At 56.6% G+C, this 19,698-nt stretch carries 18 protein-coding genes; 10 read left to right on the top strand and 8 right to left on the bottom strand.

Annotated elements, in window-relative coordinates; genetic code table 11:
- The first annotated feature begins 125 nt into the window (after positions 1–125).
- The 7 genes from KTJ90_RS03355 (at position 126) to KTJ90_RS03325 (ending at position 5,326) form a co-directional block, all read left to right on the top strand.
- On the top strand, positions 126–977 hold the full coding sequence (locus KTJ90_RS03355; protein WP_182630109.1) for a MurR/RpiR family transcriptional regulator: 852 nt from the start codon (positions 126–128) through the stop codon (positions 975–977).
- A gap of 250 nt (positions 978–1,227) precedes the next feature.
- Positions 1,228–2,055 carry a type 2 periplasmic-binding domain-containing protein gene (locus tag KTJ90_RS03350; protein WP_499025931.1) on the top strand — a complete coding sequence of 276 codons (828 nt, stop codon included), beginning with the start codon at positions 1,228–1,230 and terminating at the stop codon, positions 2,053–2,055.
- 3 nt (positions 2,056–2,058) lie between these two features.
- A complete protein-coding gene (locus KTJ90_RS03345; protein WP_033761428.1) occupies positions 2,059–2,688 on the top strand; it encodes a DUF1989 domain-containing protein in 630 nt (209 codons plus the stop codon).
- Entirely contained in the window at positions 2,672–3,319 is a 648-nt protein-coding gene (locus KTJ90_RS03340) for an urea carboxylase-associated family protein (protein ID WP_033761425.1), read from the top strand. The genes KTJ90_RS03345 and KTJ90_RS03340 overlap by 17 nt, the downstream gene beginning before the upstream one ends.
- A 6-nt stretch (positions 3,320–3,325) precedes the next feature.
- Entirely contained in the window at positions 3,326–3,976 is a 651-nt protein-coding gene (locus KTJ90_RS03335) for an amino acid ABC transporter permease (RefSeq protein ID WP_003848526.1), read from the top strand.
- On the top strand, positions 3,976–4,641 hold the full coding sequence (locus KTJ90_RS03330) for an amino acid ABC transporter permease (protein ID WP_003848524.1): 666 nt from the start codon (positions 3,976–3,978) through the stop codon (positions 4,639–4,641). Before KTJ90_RS03335 ends, KTJ90_RS03330 begins: the two co-directional genes overlap by 1 nt.
- 13 nt (positions 4,642–4,654) lie before the next feature.
- Complete coding sequence (locus KTJ90_RS03325) at positions 4,655–5,326, top strand: DUF1989 domain-containing protein (protein WP_110411011.1); 672 nt, start codon at positions 4,655–4,657, stop codon at positions 5,324–5,326.
- 44 nt (positions 5,327–5,370) lie between these two features.
- Here KTJ90_RS03325 and KTJ90_RS03320 read toward each other — a convergent pair whose 3' ends face one another.
- From KTJ90_RS03320 to KTJ90_RS03310, 3 genes are read right to left on the bottom strand one after another with little or no spacing between them, the layout of a single operon-like run.
- Complete coding sequence (locus KTJ90_RS03320; RefSeq protein ID WP_008925715.1) at positions 5,371–6,474, bottom strand: M20 peptidase aminoacylase family protein; 1,104 nt, start codon at positions 6,472–6,474, stop codon at positions 5,371–5,373.
- 4 nt (positions 6,475–6,478) lie between these two features.
- The gene (locus tag KTJ90_RS03315; protein ID WP_003848518.1) at positions 6,479–6,952 is read right to left on the bottom strand and encodes a YjiG family protein; all 474 of its coding nucleotides are present in this window, start codon (positions 6,950–6,952) and stop codon (positions 6,479–6,481) included.
- Complete coding sequence (locus KTJ90_RS03310) at positions 6,942–7,610, bottom strand: nucleoside recognition domain-containing protein (RefSeq protein WP_003848516.1); 669 nt, start codon at positions 7,608–7,610, stop codon at positions 6,942–6,944. The genes KTJ90_RS03315 and KTJ90_RS03310 overlap by 11 nt, the downstream gene beginning before the upstream one ends.
- A 488-nt stretch (positions 7,611–8,098) precedes the next feature.
- On the opposite strand from KTJ90_RS03310, the gene ftnA reads away from it, so the two are divergent.
- On the top strand, positions 8,099–8,605 hold the full coding sequence (ftnA, locus tag KTJ90_RS03305; RefSeq protein WP_003848509.1) for a non-heme ferritin: 507 nt from the start codon (positions 8,099–8,101) through the stop codon (positions 8,603–8,605).
- 60 nt (positions 8,606–8,665) lie between these two features.
- Here the strand turns inward: ftnA and KTJ90_RS03300 are convergent, their stop codons facing one another.
- Positions 8,666–11,029 carry a glycoside hydrolase family 31 protein gene (locus KTJ90_RS03300; RefSeq protein WP_283544065.1) on the bottom strand — a complete coding sequence of 788 codons (2,364 nt, stop codon included), beginning with the start codon at positions 11,027–11,029 and terminating at the stop codon, positions 8,666–8,668.
- Positions 11,030–11,039: 10 nt separating this feature from the next.
- Complete coding sequence (locus KTJ90_RS03295) at positions 11,040–12,350, bottom strand: MFS transporter (protein WP_003848505.1); 1,311 nt, start codon at positions 12,348–12,350, stop codon at positions 11,040–11,042.
- A 223-nt stretch (positions 12,351–12,573) separates the two neighbouring features.
- Between KTJ90_RS03295 and KTJ90_RS03290 the strand changes: the two genes are divergently transcribed.
- On the top strand, positions 12,574–13,638 hold the full coding sequence (locus KTJ90_RS03290; RefSeq protein WP_003848500.1) for a LacI family DNA-binding transcriptional regulator: 1,065 nt from the start codon (positions 12,574–12,576) through the stop codon (positions 13,636–13,638).
- A gap of 41 nt (positions 13,639–13,679) precedes the next feature.
- Here KTJ90_RS03290 and KTJ90_RS03285 read toward each other — a convergent pair whose 3' ends face one another.
- Positions 13,680–16,529 (bottom strand): bifunctional diguanylate cyclase/phosphodiesterase, encoded by a 2,850-nt coding sequence (locus KTJ90_RS03285; protein ID WP_078804974.1) that lies wholly within the window; start codon positions 16,527–16,529, stop codon positions 13,680–13,682.
- Positions 16,530–16,801: 272 nt separating this feature from the next.
- On the bottom strand, positions 16,802–17,413 hold the full coding sequence (locus KTJ90_RS03280) for a cupin domain-containing protein (RefSeq protein WP_003848496.1): 612 nt from the start codon (positions 17,411–17,413) through the stop codon (positions 16,802–16,804).
- Positions 17,414–17,722: 309 nt separating this feature from the next.
- Here KTJ90_RS03280 and KTJ90_RS03275 point away from each other — a divergent pair, with 309 nt between their 5' ends.
- Complete coding sequence (locus KTJ90_RS03275; RefSeq protein WP_003848494.1) at positions 17,723–18,205, top strand: YlaC family protein; 483 nt, start codon at positions 17,723–17,725, stop codon at positions 18,203–18,205.
- On the opposite strand, the gene KTJ90_RS03270 is transcribed toward KTJ90_RS03275, so the two are convergent.
- Positions 18,202–19,605, bottom strand: coding sequence for an aminotransferase-like domain-containing protein (locus KTJ90_RS03270; RefSeq protein ID WP_105099908.1), 1,404 nt, complete (start codon positions 19,603–19,605; stop codon positions 18,202–18,204). The two genes, KTJ90_RS03275 and KTJ90_RS03270, sit on opposite strands and share 4 nt — an antisense overlap.
- Between the last annotated feature and the right edge of the window lie 93 nt (positions 19,606–19,698).

Genomic DNA, 19,698 nt, shown 5'->3' with positions numbered 1-19,698 from the left:
ATTTTGCGCGCGGCGGCGAACAGCGGCGGAGGAAATTGTTGCCTGCCTGCGTGCAAAGGTCAAAACAGATGACAACCCGGCACACACTGTGCAGGATAAGGTTTTTCATTTTCAGGGAATCCCCCATGAGCGCCAAACCGGTCCCCCTCGAGGGCCGTATTCGACAATACTGGGATGAGCTTTCCCTTCACGAACAACGGCTGGCGGAGGTGCTGCTCGCGGCTCCCGGCCAGCTGGCGATGAATACAGCCACAGAACTGGCGCAGAGCGCAGGCGTCTCCAAAGCCACCGCTACCCGTTTTTTTCGTCATCTCGGCTATGAAAGCTACGAGGCGGCGCGTCGTCAGGCGCGCGAGATGCAGAACAGCGGATCGCCGCTTTATCTGCACTCCGGCGTCAGCGCTTCCCCACTCGACAGCCTTATGCAGCAGCATCTTGAAAAAGAGATTGCCAATCTGGTCAATACCTTCCGCTCGCTGGATGGGGAAACACTACAGGCGTGCGTTGAGGCGATAGCCCAGGCGCGCCGCGTCGTGGTGCTGGGCTGGCGTCACAGTCAGACTATTGCTGCCCTGATTTATCGCAATCTGCTGCACGTTCATCCCAGCGTTACGCTACTACCACGCGCGGGCGATTCTCTGGCCGAACAGCTTGCGACGCTCGGCCCGCAGGATATGGCAATCTGCGTCGGTCTCCGCCGCCGTATGCCCGCGCTGGATACGGCAATGGCAGCACTCAGCGTGCAGCAGGTTCCCATGCTCTATCTCTCCGATGCGCTGGCGGGAAAACCTGCACGCCACGCGTGCTGGACACTGCGCTGCCATACCGATAGCACTCTGATTTTTGACAGCACGGTGGCGCTCTCCGGCGTCTGTAATCTGCTTTGCTCGCTGGTAGCACGCCATTCAGGTAAGGCCGGTAGCGAACGCCTTGCCGCAATTGAGGTGCTGCACCAGCAACTCGACGAGCTGGAATAGTGCGCTACGCTGACGCATTTTTGTTCATCTGACGCCCTGTAAAGGTGCGCCGCTGTCCGGCGTGCCAGCCCTCTTAACCTCCTCACAGAAACAAAAGAAAAATAAATATCATTATATGAAACTCACGTTTCTCACTGATTCTGTTTACAAAAGCAGGTAGCGCATCAGCCATCTGCTTCATCACTGTCACAACGTGGCACAAAAACTGCTCAGGTACAGGTGACCTTCACCCATACCAGGGACCACCATAATGAAAAAAATCGCACTGCTTATCGCCGCACTGCTTGCCGTCAGTGCGGCGCAGGCTGATACGCTAACGGACATTAAAAGTGCCGGCAAAATCACGGTCGGCATCGACCCGACCTTCCCGCCCTATGAATACACCAGTGATAATGGCGAGGTCACCGGTTACAGCGTGGCCATCATGCGATCGTTTGCCGACGATCTCGGCGTGAAACTGGTGTTTCAGAAAACCGCCTTCAGCGGCATTCTTCCCGGTCTGATCTCAGGATCTTTTAACGCGGAAGGATCATCACTCAACGTCACCGCAGAGCGCGCGAAGAAAGTGCTGTTTACCGTGCCCTACAGCAAAACCGTTAACGGTGTCCTGATGCGTAAAAGCGACGCCGAAAAGATCAGCAAATCCGGACTCTCTCCTGAGCGCCTGTCAGGGCTGCGTGGCGCAGTGAAGAGCGCCAGCGTGCCGGAGCAGTTGCTGAAAAGCTTCAATGAGGCGCTGAAGAAAGCGGGTAAACCGCCCATTATCATCATCAGTGTCGATACCCTGGATCAAACCGTCAGTACGCTGATGACAAAACGCGCTGACTTTGTGCTGGATGATATTGCGGTGCTGGCACCGATCGTGAAGAAGTATCCCGACAAATTAGTACAGGCCGGAGAAGTGGACCCTTCGCAGTGGATGGCCTGGGCCACGCGTAAAGAGGATCTCAGCCTGAACAAGGCAATCAGTGATCATATTCTGGCCATGCAGCAGAGCGGTAAACTTGCCGCACTGCAGAAGCACTATCTCGGCACCACTTTTACCGTGCCCGCCACCAACTTCATTCCCGCGGAGTAAGCGATGAGCCCTCTCTCTTTCACCATACCCGCCGGGCACGGCCGCACTTTTCTGGTTCGTAAAGGCCAGCTGATTACCATCATCGACAGCGAGGGCCAGCAGGCTGCCGATTTCGTTGCGGTGAATGCAGCGAATCATGATGAGAAACTCTCGCCGGTGCATACCCGCCAGCATCTTCGCTCGCTTTTCTTCAGACCGGGGGATTCACTCTGGTCCAGCGAAAATCGGCCGCTGCTGCGCATCGTCTCCGACACCATTGGTATTCACGATGCCAACGTCCCAGCTTGCGATCGCACCCGTTTTAGTGTCGATTTCGGTGTGGAAGGCCATCGCAACTGCGTCGATAACCTGCTGGAAGGGATGAAGGCGCACGGCATCACCTATTACGCCTTGCCGGAACCCTTCAACCTGTTTCAGAACGGCCCGGTGACGGCCGATGGCCGCATGGAAGTTACCGATCCCCACAGTCAGGCCGGTGACAGGATCGTCTTCGAGGCGCTGTGCGATCTCATCTGCGCCGTCTCATCCTGTCCTCAGGACATCATTCCCGGTAATGGCCTGCAGGTCACGCCGATCGCCATTGAGATCCATGACAGCGAACCTGCGGAGGTCACCCATGCTGCTTATGCGTGAAGGTTTTACAGAAGATGCACCGCGTTCGGTTGCCGCCCCGCTCACCGTCGCGGCGGGCAGTGTGGGTTCGATTCAGGTTCTGCGGGGCCAGCTGCTGCGCATCAGCGCGCTGGCACCGGGCGCTGTGGCATCGCTGTTCGGTTTCAGCCTTGTGGATCCGACGGTATGGCTCTCTGTTCATCACACCCGCGTATTCAGCAACAGTTATCTGCTCGGCTCCGGCATGCGCCTGGTAAACAATCGCCGCCGCCCGATGATGGTGCTGGGCAAAGATAGCGTAAAGCGCCATGACCTGCTGCTGCCCGCCTCAACGCGCGACTTCCTGGCCTCGCGGGGGTATCAGGATGAGGGGTGTGTGGAGGCAGTCAGTCGCGAGCTGTCGCGTCTCGGCATCCGGGCACCGAAGCTGCCAGACCCCATCAATCTCTTCATGCACGTCAGACTAACGCAGGCGGGAGAGATACTGCCCGAACCCAACCTGACCCGGGCTGGCGACGCGATTACCTGCCGCGTCACCATGGATATGCAGTTTGTCGTTTCTGCCTGCAATACCGGTATTGAGGGTAATGACCAGCCTGCGCCGCTTCGCCTTGCCGTTGCGGAAAATCTTTTCGATTTTAACGAGGATTAGTGGGTGATGGGGCTGAATGAACAGGTGGTCAGCGCTCTGCCCGAACTGGGACATGGTCTGCTGATGACGCTCTCACTCACGCTGCTGGCGGCGCTGCTTAGCCTTGTGATGGGCCAGCTTGGCTGTTTTCTTCAGCTGCGCCGCTTCTGGTTGTGGCGCTGCGCAGGCCGCCTCTATATCAGCCTGATGCGCGGCACTCCCGCCATCGTGCAGCTGTTTGTGGTCTTTTTCACCCTGCCACGTCTTGGTCTTGGTGGACATCCCATGCTGGCGGCGGTGATCGCCATTGGATTCAATAGTGGCGCTTACGTGGCTGAGATTCTGCGCGTGAATCAGAGCCTGGTGACGCGCGGTCAGCGCGAAGCGGCACGCACACTGGGACTGAGCCGGTGGCTGACCTGGTGGTATGTAATCAACCCGCAGGTCGTGCGATCGAGCCTGCCGATGCTGGTGAGCGAATTTACTATTCTGCTCAAGACCACGCCACTGGCGTCGGTGGTGGCGCTTACCGAACTGACCTACGCCGGACAGATTGTGATCGCACGTACCTATGAGGCAACCCAGGTATTACTGCTGGTCGCGGCGGGCTATCTGTTAATCGCGCTGCCGCTGATGCGCATTGCCCGCCGGCTGGAACTCAGAGGGAAACGCCTATGATGGACTGGCAGGCGATTCTTACAGCACTGCCCTCACTTGGCGAGGGGATGGCGGTGACGCTGCAACTCTGCGCCGTCGCTGCATTATGCTCGTTATTGTGGGGCATCATTATGGCGATCGGTATGCTGCGCGCTCCCCATTTCTGGCGAAAGCTGTTGCGTTTATACAGTGCGCTAACCCAGGCGCTGCCGTTGCTGGTGGTGATCTATCTGCTCTATTTCGTGTTGCCAGACTATAACATCACCCTCAGCTCGCCGCAGGCAGGCGTGCTGGCGCTGACGCTCTACTACGCCCCTTACGTTGCCCAGGTTATACGCAGTGCGATTGAGACGCTGCCGCGCGGTCAGTGGGAGGCGTGTCGCGTGCTCGGGCTGAGCCGGATGGAGCAGTTGCGTGATGTGGCACTTCCGCAGACGCTGCCACAGATGCTCTCCCCGCTGGTCGGGTTGCTCATCGGTCTGATCAAGGATTCCGCGCTGCTCTCCATCGTCTCAGTACAGGAGTTTATGTACGCAGCTAAGGAAGCGATCTCCGAGACCTATGCTCCGCTGGAGATCTACCTCACCGTAGCGCTCAGCTACTGGGCACTCAACAGCCTGCTCGACGGGCTGATCCGCCGCATTGAATTTCGCATGACGCGCTACCGGCGCACCTTGCCACATTAGTCAGGAGAATCTTATGTCAGCTGAATATCCGCAGCGCGATACGCTGCTTATTCCCGCGCGTTACGGTAAAGCCGTTTTACTGCGCAAAGGCGAAGCGGTGCAGGTCATTAATCTGCACGGCACACAGGTCGTGGATTGCTGGGCGTATAACGCAAACGACCTGACTGAATATATGTCGATGGAGGCGACACGCGTCTGGAACCAACGCCTCAATCCTCACGTTGGTGACAGTTTTATCACCAGCCAGCGCCATCCTATCCTGACGCTGGTTGCGGATACCTCGCCGGGCGTACACGACACCTTTATGGCAGCATGCGATGCACGCCGTTATGAGCTTCTGGGGTGTACCGAACCGCACCGAAACTGCCATGACAATCTGTTTGAGAGTATGGCGGCGCTGGGCGTAAAGCTGCCGCACGGCAATCTGGCGTCGTTTAATATCTTTATGAATATTCAGGTGCAGTCAGACGGCATGACGCTAAAAACGCTGCCGGTTGTGACGCGTCCGGGGGACTACATCATCCTTCGCGCCGAGATGGATTGCTATGTCGCCTTTTCCGCCTGCCCGCAGGATATCGTCAGCATTCAGGGGGCGGGCGACAATACCCCACGTGATGCGGAACTGCGTATTCTCACAGGAGGATTTCCGCAACCCCAACTGGCCGGACCGTGGGTGCCAGCCTGACAGAATGATGTTGCCCGCCGCAAGGAGACGGGCAACGTTAATCTCTATCCCAGCACCTTTCTGACACAGGCTTTAAAGATCTGCACGCCAATTTCCAGTGAGCTGAGATCAAAACGCATATCAGGATGATGCAGTCCTGGCGTCAGGTTGGTACCCAGCCCCCAGAAGCCCGCTTTCACACCCGGACGCTTCACCGGATAGTAGAAAAAGTCCTCGCTGCCCGGCGTGGTGCGGGTCGACAATGCGCCCTCTTCGCCCAGCACCTCGACGATGGCGGCGCGGATCACCGCCGTCGCCTCATCATCAATCTCGGCGGCGGGCATCTCTTTCAGCACGCGGACCTCCGCGGTGGCACCCAGTGCCGCCACGCTGTGAGTGATGGCACGCGTAACCTGCTCTTTCAGCAGCGTCATCGGCCCGTTCTCCTGCGAACGCAGATCCCAGACTACGCGCGCTTCATCCGGCACCGAGTTGGTGACACCCGCATCGCACAGGAAGCGAGTCGCTTTGACGCTCCAGGTCAGGCCGGGCGAAAGATGGATAGCGTTAACCGCCTGCACTGCCTGTACGGCCGCATCCAGCGCATTCACACCCAGATGCGGACGCGCCGCATGGGCGGGCTGGCCTTTGATGGTGGCTTCGAGCGTGCTGCAGGCGGAGTACAGTACCGCAGGCACCGCCTGGCCGACGACACACTCCTCCAGCGGACGCAGGTGGAAGCCAAGAATCATCTCCACATCATCCAGAGCGCCACCTTCGATCATTGCCAGCGCCCCGGCACCCAGCTCCTCGGCGGGCTGGAACAGGATCTTCAGCCGGCCACGTTTCACCGTGCCCTCCTGCAGCAGCGCCGTCGCCGCCGTCAGCACAACCGATGAGTGGCCGTCGTGACCGCAGGTGTGGCGCGCGCACGGCACGCCATCAATGATGTGGCCCAGTGCATCCATATCTGCGCGCAGTGCCAGCACCGGCCCCGGAACACCACTGTCGATCTCCGCCACAATACCGGTGGTGTTATTGATGTTACGCGTTACCTTCAGGCCCGCTTTCTCCAGCTGGTCCGCGATATAAGCCGAGGTTTTCACCTCCTGAAAACCCAGCTCCGGAATTTCATGCAAATAGTGGTAATGCTCTAAAACCTCAGACACAGCGTTACTCCTGAATAAACAGACGCATAACAGACATTGCGATCAGCGCGTTAATGATGCTCACCAGCATCAGCAGCGGCCAGTATTTTTTGGGCACATCAGCCACGCCCAGCAGCCGCCCCATATATTGCAGCTGCGATCCCATCAGGAAAATCGCCGGGGCCAGAATCGTAATATCCGCACCGGTCAGCAGTCCTTTGGTCAGCAGGCTGACCGCGACACCCGTGCCTGCCGACGATGAGAGCCACGCGGTGAGCAGCACAGTAATCGCCTCACCCGGCAGACCAAACAGCCCCATCACCGGCGCAAAAACATGCCCGAGAAACTGCATGATGCCGAGCAGATTCAGCACCTCAGCCAGCACATATGCCATCACCACATTCGGCATGAGATTATGAATGGCGATGTGAAAGCCTTTACGCGCGCCGGTTACAAACACATCAAAGGGATTACTGCTGGTTGCGATTTTATTTTCCATCAGCGAAATCCTTTTTATAAACACTGTTTAACACAGCGCGCGTTATCGCCGCACCGACAAATTTAAGAACAAACATTAATAACAGCGGAATAATAATCGGCAGTGTCATGGAGGCGAACAGCGCTGAACCGATGGCGAAGTAATTATTGATTAACCCGGCACCGGAATATTGCCAGGCACTCATGACGACCACCTCTTTTTTGCTGATCTGCTTTTGATCAGCCATCTCTTTGGTTAATGCCGCGCCCGCATCTGTGCTTTGCAGGTCGGTGATTAACGCCAGACCGCAATGGCCAGGTAATCCCATCAGCGGTTTAAGCAAAGGTGTCAGCAACCGGTGCGCTGCGCGAATCGCGCCATAGTGGGTGAAGATTTCCAGCACGCCCAGCGCCAGCATCACCGTGGGCGTCAGCGACAGCGCAAACAGGAAACCCGCTTTGGCGCTGAGTCCGCCAGCGCCCAGAAAGGTGTTACTGGCGGGATCTTTCATGGTACCAAAGCTGCCGCCCAGGGTGGTGAAGTCGAACGCACCCAACCATGAAAGGCCCTCGACGTGATAAAACAGCCCTGAAAAAAACAGAATGGCAAAAATTAACGACACATAACTGCCTTTGGTCGCCGTCATTTTCACCGGATTAACCACACTCTCGTCTGACATTTCTTTCTCCTGATAACTGCCTTGCCGCAAATTCCCTGGCATTGCAAATTTCAACGTTGGGAAGTGAGTTTTAAGCAGGATTTATGCCAGAGCAGTTGTAAACATGATTATTACTGTCTCGTCTGTCGCGATGGGACGTTTTATTCATGCCGGCTATATACTTTTATTCAGAATAACGTTGTTATACCGCAACGTTATATTTTCGGGTCGTCATCAGAATGCGGTTATTTGACCTGTCGCTGCAGCGCCTGCACCAGCATGAACACCCCCGGTCGCACTATCATGGTGCTGATTACCCTGAATTAATTGGCCGGCAAAGTATGATGCAGGATGAGAATTGGTCGCATTCAATTTCCGAAATAATTCTATTTAAATCAATCAGATAAAATAGCTTATTTTGCCGAAAAGGCTTCACATTACGCACATGTTTGATGCATAATTCACCGACTTTACATCTGTATTTAACATCTTCTTAAAAGGACTCGGCCATGCTGACTGCTGAAATGACTGGGCGTTTAAACGACCAGCTGAACCTGGAATTTTTCTCTGCCAATCTTTATCTGCAAATGAGCGCCTGGTGCAGCGACAAAGGCTTTGAGGGTGCCGCTTCCTTCCTGAAGATGCATTCACGCGAAGAGATGCAGCACATGCAGCGTCTGTTTGACTACCTGAGCGATACCGGTGGCATGCCGGTGCTGGGCACCATTGCCGCACCACCCGTCGCCTTTACCTCGCTGAACGAAATTCTGCAGCAGGCGCTGGAGCATGAGCAGCTGATCACCAGCAAAATCAATGAACTGGCCCACGCTGCCATGACTTCACAGGACTACTCTACTTTCAATTTCCTGCAGTGGTATGTGGCTGAGCAGCACGAAGAAGAGAAGCTGTTCAAAACTGTGCTGGATAAACTGGCGCTGGTCAGCAACAGCGGCAACGGTCTGTTCCTGGTCGATAAAGATCTGGGCCGCATGAGCACCGAGAATCACGCAGAATAATATTTATCGGCCCCTTTTCGGGGCCGATCTTATTTCCGTCTTGCTGACACTACTGCACCGCTATTCCAGCCGGTAACTTGCCGCTTTATCGCCATTCACCCACAGCTCACGATGTTCGCCTTCAGGCAATAACAGCGCGATCTCGCGCCAGGCGGGCTGGTAATCGCCGCGTTTTTCTACCGTCAGGTCGATTCGGCTAGCGCTGCTGCACAATGTCCAGCTCAGCCACAGTGCATTGCCCTGCTGCCAGCCGTGGCTCTCACCATCGTCATCAAACATTTCGCCCTGAGTCGTTATGCCTTCTGGCGCTGGCCACAGTTGCCACTGCCGTACCGTGTCGCGGCGGGCATCCGTCGTGGTTTCACATTCGCCCAGTGGGATGATCGCACCAGCCCGCACCAGCAATGGCAGCCGATCCAGCGGTGCATCCAGCGTGATGGTTTCGCCGCCCGCAAACGCTTTACCGCTGTGCCAGTCATACCAGCCCCCACGGTTACGCGGCAAATAGACATCGCGGCTGCGCGCGCCCTGCTCTACGACGCTGGCAACCAGGAGATCGCGACCCAGCATAAAGTCATCACACTCCTGATAAGTCTGCGGGTCCTGTTCATGATCGAGGAAGGTCGGACGCAGCATTGGCTCATCTTCTTCGCTCGCCTGCCACGCCAGATTGTAAAGGTAAGGCATCAGCCGATAGCGCAGGCGGATCGCCTCGCGGATCATCGGTGTCACTTCCGGATACATCCACGGCTCGTTCACCGTGTGATCGTCATTCCATGAATGGATGGTAAAACGCGGATGCATCACGCCATTCTGAACCCAGCGCACAAACAGCTCGGCATCAGGCTTATCGCCAGAGAAGCCGCCGACATCGTGTCCGACGTTAAACAGCCCGGACAGGCTCATGCCCAGCCCCATGCGGATGTTGTAGCGCAAAGTCTGCCAGCTGGTGCGATTATCGCCGCTCCAGGTCTGCACATAGCGTTGCATTCCGGCACAGCCGGAACGGGAGATCAGATAAGGGCGTTTGTCTGGCGCAAACTGCTGCTGGGCTTCCATCGAGGCGCGCATCATCAGCAGCGGCATTACCGGACGGATATGCTTGATAGCAATCGGCTGACCGAAACCGTGACAACGCGCTTCGCCATCCCACACCTCATATTCGTTGTTGTCGTTCCAGGTGGAATCGATGCCCTTTTCCAGCAGCTGTTGAGTCACATTCTCCTGCCACCAGCGCACCGCCTGCGGATGGGTGAAATCAAGGTGCGATCCCTCGTCATCCCAGAACACCGATCGCTCCGGGCGATCCTGCTCAGAGTCACGAATAAACAGCCCCTGTGATGCGACTTCCTGATAGCGAGGATGATCCTGCAGCAGACAGGGCTTGATGTTGGCCGCCAGCTTCATGCCGGCACGATGAAACGCGTCGCTCAGCGCATTGGGATTCGGGACTTTGTCGTAGTTCCAGTTGAAGACGTAGCGCTTGTTATTAATCGAGGTATAACCGGATGAGAGCTGGAACGAGTCGCAGGGAATCTCATGCTCGCGACACAGACGGATAAAGGATTGCAGCTGCTGCTGTGCGTCCGGCGCGTCGGTGTAATGCATGGTAGAACCGCTGTAACCCAGGCTCCACTTCGGCTGAAACAGCGTGCGTCCGGTGAGACGCACAAAAGCTTTGGTCACGTCGAGCAGCGTCGGGCCGAGCATCATGTAGTAATCGAGATCACCTGCCTCGGCGCGGTAACGGCGATAAGGCAGATGGTAGTTATCCAGCTCATTCCCCAGATCGAGCCAGCTGCTGCTGAGGTTGTCATAGAACAGGCCGAAGCTGACGCCATCGCGCTGCGTCAGGGTAAACGGAATATGTTTGTAGAGCGGGTCGGTGCTGGCGGCGTTGTAGCCCATGGCGTCGAGATTACGCATCTCAAAGCGACGGTTAACGCGGTTCAGGTCGCCACTCTTCTCACCCAGACCATACACCCGATCCTGCGGCTGACGACGCTGATAGTGCTCGACCCCGTCGCCGTGTGCATTCAGCAGATAAGCGCCGGTGTGCCGATCGGCTGTCAGGGGCTGCCAGCTCTCGCCGTCAAACTGCTCCCAGCTCAGGCAGAGCGGCTGATGCACGGTGACGCGCAACTGTTGCGTGCTGAGACGCAGTTGCTGCGCATCGTGCTCCACCTGAAACGTCGGTAATGTAAAACCATCCAGCGCCTCGCGGTCACGTCCTTCCCAGGGCACATCCTGACCGGGCGCAATACTCCAGGTGCGGTTCAGCGCCAGCTCACCGTCGCGTTTCAGCAGCACACGCATCAGCTTCTCTTCCAGCACATAAAGCCGCAGGAAATGACGATCGTCGACCTTGAGCTCAACAAAATGATCGGCCTGCTGATGCAGCGTCCAGTTCTTCAGGGTTTTCATCGCGATATCCTTATGGGTTAGCAGGGCGCTGGCGGCGTTCGGCGATCAGCATCACCAGGAAAACGGCACCAATCAGGTCAAAGAAGCCCATCGCCACAAACAGCGGATTAAAGCCGATGGTATCGGCGGTGACGCCAATAATCAGCGAGAAGATAAAACTGGCGATCCAGGCGCAGGAGCCGCGCATGCCGTTGACAGTGGCCATCTGGCGGCGATCAAAACGCTCGACCACCAGCGCACTCAGCATGCAGGAGATCACCTGATGACCAAAGCCACCAACGGAAATCAGGGCAATCGCCAGCCAGGGATCTTTCACCAGCGTCATCAGCGCCAGAGAAACCATCAGCAGGGCGCCGGTCACCGAACTGGCGACGATCGAGTTGACGCGGGTCATGCCAAACCAGCGCACATAGATTTTGGTCAGATAACCGCTGGCGACGCTGCCGAGGTCGGCAGCCAGGAATGGCAGCCAGGCGAACATCACGATCTGCTTGAGATCCATGCCGCGCTCATTGGCCAGATAGAGTGGCACCCAGAAGCTCAGCACCGCCCAGGCCGGTTCGGCCAGAAACGCAGGAATCGCAATGCCGTAGAATTTCTTCTCTTTACCAATCACTTTCAGCGCGGTGAAGAACGGCAGTTTTTCACCGATGGCTTCATTATCCTGATTAATGAAGGCACGTTCCTCATCTGAAAGACGAGGATGGCTCTCCGGCGAGTGATAGCCCCACCACCAGAGTCCCACCCACAGCAGGCCCAGGCCGCCGGTCAGCAGAAATGCGCCCTGCCAGCCAAAAGTAATATGGGCGACATAGATAATCGGGGGAGCCAGCATGGCACCAATCGAAAAGCCGACGCCCGCCCAGCCCGCCGCAACCGGACGCTCCTTTTTGGGAAACCAGTCACCAATCGCTTTGGCATTAGCCGGTGTGGCCGCCGCTTCCGACGCACCCATGACGAAACGCAGCAGCGCCAGATGCAGCCAGCTTCCCGCACCGGCGTGCAGCAGACAGGTCACCGACCAGATAAGCGCACAAATCAGGAACCCCATCTTCAGTCCGATCACATCGATCAGCCAGCCGCAAACAGGCTGAAACAGGGTGTAAGCCAGCTGAAACGCAGCGACCACCCAGGAGTACTGCTCGGTACTCATATGCAGACTGTTTTTCAGTTCCGGTGCCAGAATGCCGAGCGAGTTGCGGGTGATGTAGTTGACGGTCACACCCAGCAGGAACATTCCCAGCATCCACCAGCGTAAATTTTTAATCACGCGCACCGTGCGTGACGCACTGATGGGTTTCGTTGTTGATTCGAGGCTCATTGTGCCACTCCTGATTACCATTGATGACGCACACCGCCAGCTGGCGTACCGCGTGTCCTTTTCACGAACTTAGAAAAGTGCGAAACGTGGGTACAGCCACTTTTTTGCAACGATTTTCATGGCAGGCTTTAACCCGACAGAAATGGGCACTGAAACGCTTATCTGACGCGATTCAGCAGACTATGAAAAATTTTTCATTAGCAGATTTGAAGGCGATCACAGAATGAAACAAAGGCTGAAAGTGGGTGAAATTGCGGCACTGAGCGGCGTCTCGATCAGCACGGTGTCGCGCGTACTGGCGGGTAAAGCCAATACCCGGCCCGCCACCCGCGATAAAGTGCTGGCCGTGGCGCAGCAGCAGGGCGTGCTGACCAATCTGCATAGCGGTCGCCTGCTGCTGAATAACCTGATGGTCTTTGCCCCGCCCCGCGCCTTCGATGTACGCAGTGATATTTTTTATTACAAGGTCATTCAGGGGATCAGTCAGGCGGTGGAGCCGCATGAAGTGCGGCTGCGCTACTGCCCCCTGGAAGAGGTGGAAAGTGATGCGGCATTGTTTATCGATAAGATGCAGCAGACCGAAGCGGCGCTGCTGATTGGCATTGATGATGAGCATATTCATCAGCTGGCGGCAGAGATGAACAAACCCTGCGTGCTGATTAACGCCCGAGATCGTCGTATGCGCCTGCCCTCGGTCTCGCCGCATCATCAGCTGATCGGAGAGTTTTCAGCGCGTTATCTGTTTGAGCAGGGACACCGGCAAATTCTCTCGCTGCACTGCCTGCGCCGCTACACCATGGAGCAGCGACTTCAGGGCGTCCGGGACGCCTGGCACGCCATGAACCTGCGCTTTGACAGTCGTCAGCATCTGCTGACCCTCAACAGTTTCAGCAGCAATGAGGCAGCGGAACGGCTGGGTGAATATCTGCGCCATTGCCCTGATGCGCTGCGCCCTACGGCGATTCTCGCCAGCGGCGATTACATTGCAGCAGGTGCCGTCACGGCCCTGGAGCAGGCTGGTTTACGGGTACCGCAGGATATTTCGGTGATGAGCATGGATGGGTTTAACCTGGCCGCTATCCACGATATTCCGCTGACCTCGGTGCAGGTGCCGCGTGATGAGCTGGGTGCGGCGGCAGTGAGAATGCTGCAGGAGATGCGGCTGAATCCCGGAACGCCGACCGGCAGTCTGCTACTGAATGGCAGGCTGGTGGTGCGTGAGTCGGTGCGACGCATCCGCGATAATCTCAGCCATGCGCCGGTCCAGCAGCATGGCCTTTATGATTGATCCAGCATTGATTATCCCAGCGTCGACTCATTCCGCGCGGGTTAACCCAGCGTTTTCAGCCGCAGTTCCGATGGCTGAGGCCGTCCAAACAGGAAGCCCTGGAACAGCGTACAGCCTTCGTCGCGCAGCTTAGCAAACTGCTCATCGCTCTCTACCCCTTCGGCGGTGATCTGGATATCCAGACTGCGGCTCATGCCGGTGATGGCGCGGATAATCGCCAGCGCCTCGCGGCTGTCGCCCATATCGTTGATAAACGATTTGTCGATTTTAATTTTGTCGAACGGGAAAGAGCGCAGATAGCTCAGCGACGAATAGCCGGTGCCGAAATCATCCAGTGCAATCTGTACGCCCAGCGCTTTGAGATTTTGCAGCGTCCGGATGTTTCCCAGTGAGTCATCCAGCAGCACCGATTCGGTAATCTCGACTTCCAGCCGCGCCGGATCAAGACCCGACTCCTTCAGCGCACCTTCCACCACCGGCACCAGCGAGCTGTTTTTAAACTGCAGCGGAGAGAGGTTGACCGAAACCGACTGCTCCCCTTCCCAGCTCGCCGCTTCACGACAGGCTTCATAGAGTGCAAACGCCCCCAGCATATGAATCAGGCCGGTCTCTTCCGCAATCGGGATGAAGTCATTAGGCATGATCAAGCCACGAATCGGATGATGCCAGCGCATCAGCGCCTCGTAGCCAATAATGGTGTGATGATCGCCGTTGGTGATGGGCTGATAGTAGAGCCGAAGGTGTCCGCCGCTGATCGCATCACGCAGATCGTTTTCAATCAGGCGCCGACTGCGCGCCACATCATCCATCTCCAGCGTAAAGTGTTCATAACGATTGCGGCCATTGCGCTTGGCTTCATACAGCGCCATGTCAGCACAGCGCAGCAGCTGCTCCGGCGTATTAGTGATGGTGGTGCTAAGCGCAATGCCCACGCTCAGCCCCACCGACAGATTATGGCCTTCAATGTTAACCGGTGGACGAATCGCCTCGATCAGGCGCTGAGCTACTGCGCTCGCCTCATCATTACCGGCGACGTGAGGCAGCACGATGGCGAACTCATCGCCACCAATACGCGCCAGCGTATCCTGATCACGCAGCGCGTTGCGCAGACGCTTAGCCACGCTGCGCAACAGCTCATCGCCAATCTGGTGACCCAGCGCATCGTTCACATTTTTAAAGTTATCAAGGTCAAGGCAGAGCGCAGCAGTCTGGCGTTGCATCTGTCCAGCGGTGCGTAAGGCTTCGCTCAGACGCTGGCGGAACAAAATGCGGTTAGGCAGGCTGGTCAGGTTGTCATGATGCGCCATATGGTGAATTCGGGCATCGGCTGCGCGCTGGTCGGTGACATCTTCCACTAGCAGCATTAAGTAGTTACGACGTGCATCCTGACCATTAATCGCGGTCGCGCGGGTATGCAGGATACGCTCGCCGCTGGCGGTCATCAGCAGTTGCTCACGCTCATGCATGCCCTCACTGCGCAGCGCAACATCGGCCAGATTATTGAAGTAGTCACTGAGTTCAGGGGACATGCATTCGTGCGGGCGCTTGTTGACGATCAGTGATTTCGACAGGCCGAACAGCTGCTGAGTGCGGTCGTTAACCAGCAGAATTTCACGTGTGATCGCATCTTCCACAATCACGCAGGAGGGAATGTTCGCGATGATGTTATCGAGAAATTTGGACAGCGCGGTTTTCTGAGTGCTCTGAGCTTCAGCCAGATCGCGGGCGCGCAGAATCTGCTGCTCCTGCTCACGGCGTTCGGTGCGATCACGCGTGATTTTGGCGAAACCGACCAGCTTACCGTCATCATCGTGGATGGCGTCGATCACCACATGCGCCCAGAAAGCGCTGCCATCTTTGCGGTAACGCCAGCCCTCATCTTCAAAGCGGCCAGTTTTGAGCGCGATACCGAGGTTAGCTTCCGGCGTCCGGTTCAGCCGCTCATGGGAACTGTAGAACAGTGAGAAGTGCTGACCGACCACTTCTTCTGCCTTATATCCTTTGGCGCGCTCGGCACCGGCATTCCAGTTCACCACCACGCCGTCGACGTCGAGCATATAGATGGCGTAATCAGTGACGCCCTCTACCAGCAGACGGAAACGCTGCTCCTGCTCCCGCTGCTCACTGCGAATGCGCTGCTGTTCGGTGCAGTCACGGGTGATTTTGGCGTAGCCCAACAATTGGCCCTGATCGCCGCGGATCGTGTCGATCACGACATGCGCCCAGAAGGCGCTGCCATCTTTGCGATAACGCCAGCCCTCATCTTCAAAACGGCCGGTGCGATACGCGGTTTGCAGGTTCTGCTCCGGGACATGGTTCAGCCGATCCTGCGCGCTGTAAAAGCGGGAGAAATGCTGACCGACGATCTCTTCTGCCACATAGCCTTTGGCCCGCTGTGCACCCGCGTTCCAGTTCACCACGTTGCCGTCATGATCGAGCATGTAGATGGCGTAATCGGTGACGCCTTCCACCAGCAGACGGAAGCGCGACTCCTGCTCCCGCTCTTTGTGTTGCTGCTCCTGCTGCCGGGTACAGTCACGGCAGATAGCGGCGAATCCGACCAGCCGGGCCACTTCATTGCGGATCGGATAGATCACCACATGCGCCCAGAAGGTGCTGCCATCTTTACGACAGCGCCAGCCTTCGGTTTCAAACCGTCCGGCGTTCGCCGCAATATCGAGTTCACGCTGCAGCTGACCGCGACGACGATCCTCTTCGTTGTAAAACAGGGTGGCGTGCTGACCAATAATTTCGTCTGGCCTGTAACCCAGGACGTGCAGGCCTCCGCCGTTCCAGCTGGCGACGGTTCCGTCCGGTTTAAGCATGGTGATCGCATAATCGATCACGCTTTGTACCAGCATGCGATAGATGACATCAGAGTTATTATCCATTGTTATTTGCCTGCTGCTCGATAGCCGGGTAGTGGCTTAGGAATGTTCTTAATAAACTGGCCGAGACTAAAGCGGAAAAGGTCTGCAAACACAAGCGCATTAAGAAGAATAACTAATATTAGCAGGTGATATATCGGCAGCGGCGGACAAATATTCAATGGAATGACAACAGGATTAGGCCCATGGCATTAACGTTTAAAAGAGATTTCAGGCCAGAAAAGCAAAGCGCGAGCCGTGCTCGCGCTTAACCATTTCACGACGGACGCAGGTCTCTACAGGTCCATCTGTTGCTGTAAATGCATGGCGGCAATCGGCTGCCAGATCTCCGTCAATGCGCCCTCTTTACCGGTGAAAGGGTCCTGCGTCGGCAGTGGCACTTTTTTTACCTGTTCCTGGGCCATTTTCAGCTTAGCCGGTTCATCACGCAGCGTCTCCGGCGACATGCCGTGCGGATAGGCACCAATCACCATGAAGTCGTCGCTGGCGCTGACCTGACGATGGCCGACGCCTGCCGGAATCAGCACCGCATCACCGGCGCGCAGCGTCACCATCCGGCCACTGTCGCCGCCAAACAGTACTTCTGCCCAGCCCTCCGCCACGCCCAGCAATTCATGGGTGTTGGGATGAAAGTGGGTGTAGGGAAAAATCGGATAGCGCCAGGCGGGTGGCCAGCCGTTCTCTTCAAACGTTTTCTCAAACCACGTCGCGATTTCCTCATCTTCCGGCACCACGCGCGGCCAGATAATCAGAGGTAACGGGTTATTCGGGACGCCACCCGACGGGATGCCAAGCATAAGATGCTGAGGATTATCAGAAGCCCCTGCCGAGAAAGTGCCTGCGGCAAAGGACATCATTAACATCAGGCTGGAGGATGAGGCACACATACAGGTTCTCCGGTTTTTTATTAAGTGTGGCAAACCCGCGGCACAATGCAATGTGCGCCAGACAACACATTTTGGATAATTGACTGATATTGCTGCCTAAAGCCAAATGTGTCGTTAACAATAGGGCAAGAGTGTGCATGGGTGGCAGAGGGTAGCGGTTTTTACTGCGGCAAAGTGTTGCAAAATGTCAGGTGGGAGGATGGCCAACAACTGTTTTATCAACTGTTATATAAAAAATGCACGAATCTGTTTCTGATATGCTTGACTGTTATCTGTTGTAATAGCTAACAGATGACAGTGAGGTAACAAATGGACGCTATTAAACAAATCCTGATTGACGAGATCGCTACGCTTAATCGCGAAGAACGTCGCGACAATTTGCCGCGCTTTAGCCTCTCGTTTCTGAAAAAACACCCCGGCCTCTGGGCAGTCATGTATCTCTGCTACGGCCTGTGCGTGGCGCTGATTTTCTCTACCGAGATGCTCGGCTGGCCCGCATTCTGGTTTGCCACCGCATTTGTGCTGGTCATGAGTGTTCTGATGCTGCTGGATATCAATCCGAAATATCGCTTTGAAGATATTGATGCACTCGATCTGCGCGTCTGCTACAACGGCGAGTGGTATTACATTCAGCCCGTGCGCGAGCAGGCTATCTCTCGCATTCTGTCGCTGCCTGAAGCACCGGAACGGGTGAAGACAGGCATCCAGCGTCTGCTGACGCAAAAAGGGGAAGTGGACTTCTATGATGTCTACTACCTGACCTGGGGTCACCAGGAAGCGGCGCAGGTTTAATCTGCCAGCGGCTTCGCCATCAATTGACCCAGCGTTTCTATTGCCGCCTCGGCCCGGCTATCCCACGGCCAGGCGGTATTCAGCCGAAAACAGTGGCTGAACTGCTCTCCTGCCGAAAATAACTGCCCCGGTGCAATGCTGATCCCCTTCGCCAGCGCCTGCTGATAGAGCCGGGTCGTATTAATATGGTCCGGCAGTGTCACCCAAAGAAAATAGCCCCCGCGCCCTTCACTGACCGTTGACTGCGGTGGCAGTACTTTCAGTAATGCCTGGCGCACCATTTGCTGTCGTTTCGCCAGAATCTGTCGCAGCCGCTTAAGATGGGTGTCGTAACGCCGCGTAGCGAGGAAATCGGCCAGCGCCAGCTGCATTGGCGCGCTGGTAGAAAGCGTGCTCATCAGCTGAAGCCGCTGAATGCGCTGCGCATGTTGCCCTGCCGCAACCCAGCCAACGCGAAATCCTGCCACCAGCGACTTTGAAAACGAGCCGCAATGCAGCACGTTCCCCTGACGATCCCAGGCTTTAGCCGGCAGCGGCGCAACATCACCCGCCCAGAGTTCGGCATAGACATCATCTTCAATCATCGGCACCTGATAACGCGCCAGCAGCTCGACCAGCTCTTGTTTACGCTCCGGGGTTAAGGTCACGCTGAGCGGATTTTGTAGCGTCGTCATCAGCCAGCAGGCTTTCACCGGCCAGCGCTGCAGGGCCTCCTCCAGTTGGGCAAGGTCGATGCCCTGCTTTGCATCGACCGGAATCGCCAGCGCCTTGAGTTTGAGCCGTTCAATCGCCTGCAGCGCACCATAAAAACCCGGATGCTCAATTATCACGTAATCGCCCGGCTCGGTCAGGGACTGCAGGCTGAGATTGAGTGCCTCCAGTGCCCCGCTGGTGATGACAATTTCATCCGGCGACAGCGTAATGCCCTGGCGCGCATAGCGCTGGGCCAGCAGCTGTCGCAGCGTGGCGTTGCCAGGCGGCAGATTGTGCAGCGCATCCGTTGGGGTGAGATGATGAGAGACGTTTGCCAGCGAGCGCATGAGCTGGCGCTGCGGAAACAGAGCGGGATCAGGGAAAGCAGAACCAAACGGCACGATGGCGGGATCGCGCGTGGCCTGCAATACATCAAACACAAAGTCGTTGATATCAACCTGTTCGCTGATCGCCACGCTCAGCGGTGCGGGCGCCAGGGCACGCGGTGCCACGTAGTAACCTGACTGAGGACGAGAAACGATCCAGCCCTGGCTTTCCAGCAACTCATAGGCATGCAACACGGTCATCAGGCTGACACCCTGCTGCGCAACCTGCTGACGCAACGAAGGTAAACGGGTGCCTGGCAGCCAGATGCCGGCCTCTATTTGCTGCTGAATCTCATCCATTAATCGCTGGTATTTCGCCACGGGTCGCCTCTCCCTGTTTTACCGTGAATAATCTGGCCGCGAGACTTTACCACGGCAGGCGATCAATGACAGGCGGTGCGAATCGCTTATCGT

This window comes from Pantoea jilinensis (genome assembly GCF_019104105.1).
Classification (GTDB): domain Bacteria; phylum Pseudomonadota; class Gammaproteobacteria; order Enterobacterales; family Enterobacteriaceae; genus Pantoea; species Pantoea eucalypti.
This window is presented reverse-complemented; position numbering and strand designations above follow the sequence as displayed.

What these genes read in the sequence shown, in the direction of transcription:
- KTJ90_RS03280 (WP_003848496.1), bottom strand. Translation starts at nt 17,413, where the DNA reads ATGTGTGCCTCATCCTCCAGCCTGATGTTAATGATGTCCTTTGCCGCA.
- KTJ90_RS03300 (WP_283544065.1), bottom strand. Translation starts at nt 11,029, where the DNA reads ATGAAAACCCTGAAGAACTGGACGCTGCATCAGCAGGCCGATCATTTT.
- KTJ90_RS03350 (WP_499025931.1), top strand. Translation starts at nt 1,228, where the DNA reads ATGAAAAAAATCGCACTGCTTATCGCCGCACTGCTTGCCGTCAGTGCG.
- KTJ90_RS03325 (WP_110411011.1), top strand. Translation starts at nt 4,655, where the DNA reads ATGTCAGCTGAATATCCGCAGCGCGATACGCTGCTTATTCCCGCGCGT.
- KTJ90_RS03310 (WP_003848516.1), bottom strand. Translation starts at nt 7,610, where the DNA reads ATGTCAGACGAGAGTGTGGTTAATCCGGTGAAAATGACGGCGACCAAA.
- KTJ90_RS03285 (WP_078804974.1), bottom strand. Translation starts at nt 16,529, where the DNA reads ATGGATAATAACTCTGATGTCATCTATCGCATGCTGGTACAAAGCGTG.
- KTJ90_RS03335 (WP_003848526.1), top strand. Translation starts at nt 3,326, where the DNA reads ATGGGGCTGAATGAACAGGTGGTCAGCGCTCTGCCCGAACTGGGACAT.
- KTJ90_RS03290 (WP_003848500.1), top strand. Translation starts at nt 12,574, where the DNA reads ATGAAACAAAGGCTGAAAGTGGGTGAAATTGCGGCACTGAGCGGCGTC.
- KTJ90_RS03295 (WP_003848505.1), bottom strand. Translation starts at nt 12,350, where the DNA reads ATGAGCCTCGAATCAACAACGAAACCCATCAGTGCGTCACGCACGGTG.
- KTJ90_RS03275 (WP_003848494.1), top strand. Translation starts at nt 17,723, where the DNA reads ATGGACGCTATTAAACAAATCCTGATTGACGAGATCGCTACGCTTAAT.
- KTJ90_RS03345 (WP_033761428.1), top strand. Translation starts at nt 2,059, where the DNA reads ATGAGCCCTCTCTCTTTCACCATACCCGCCGGGCACGGCCGCACTTTT.
- KTJ90_RS03355 (WP_182630109.1), top strand. Translation starts at nt 126, where the DNA reads ATGAGCGCCAAACCGGTCCCCCTCGAGGGCCGTATTCGACAATACTGG.
- ftnA (WP_003848509.1), top strand. Translation starts at nt 8,099, where the DNA reads ATGCTGACTGCTGAAATGACTGGGCGTTTAAACGACCAGCTGAACCTG.
- KTJ90_RS03315 (WP_003848518.1), bottom strand. Translation starts at nt 6,952, where the DNA reads ATGGAAAATAAAATCGCAACCAGCAGTAATCCCTTTGATGTGTTTGTA.
- KTJ90_RS03330 (WP_003848524.1), top strand. Translation starts at nt 3,976, where the DNA reads ATGGACTGGCAGGCGATTCTTACAGCACTGCCCTCACTTGGCGAGGGG.
- KTJ90_RS03340 (WP_033761425.1), top strand. Translation starts at nt 2,672, where the DNA reads ATGCTGCTTATGCGTGAAGGTTTTACAGAAGATGCACCGCGTTCGGTT.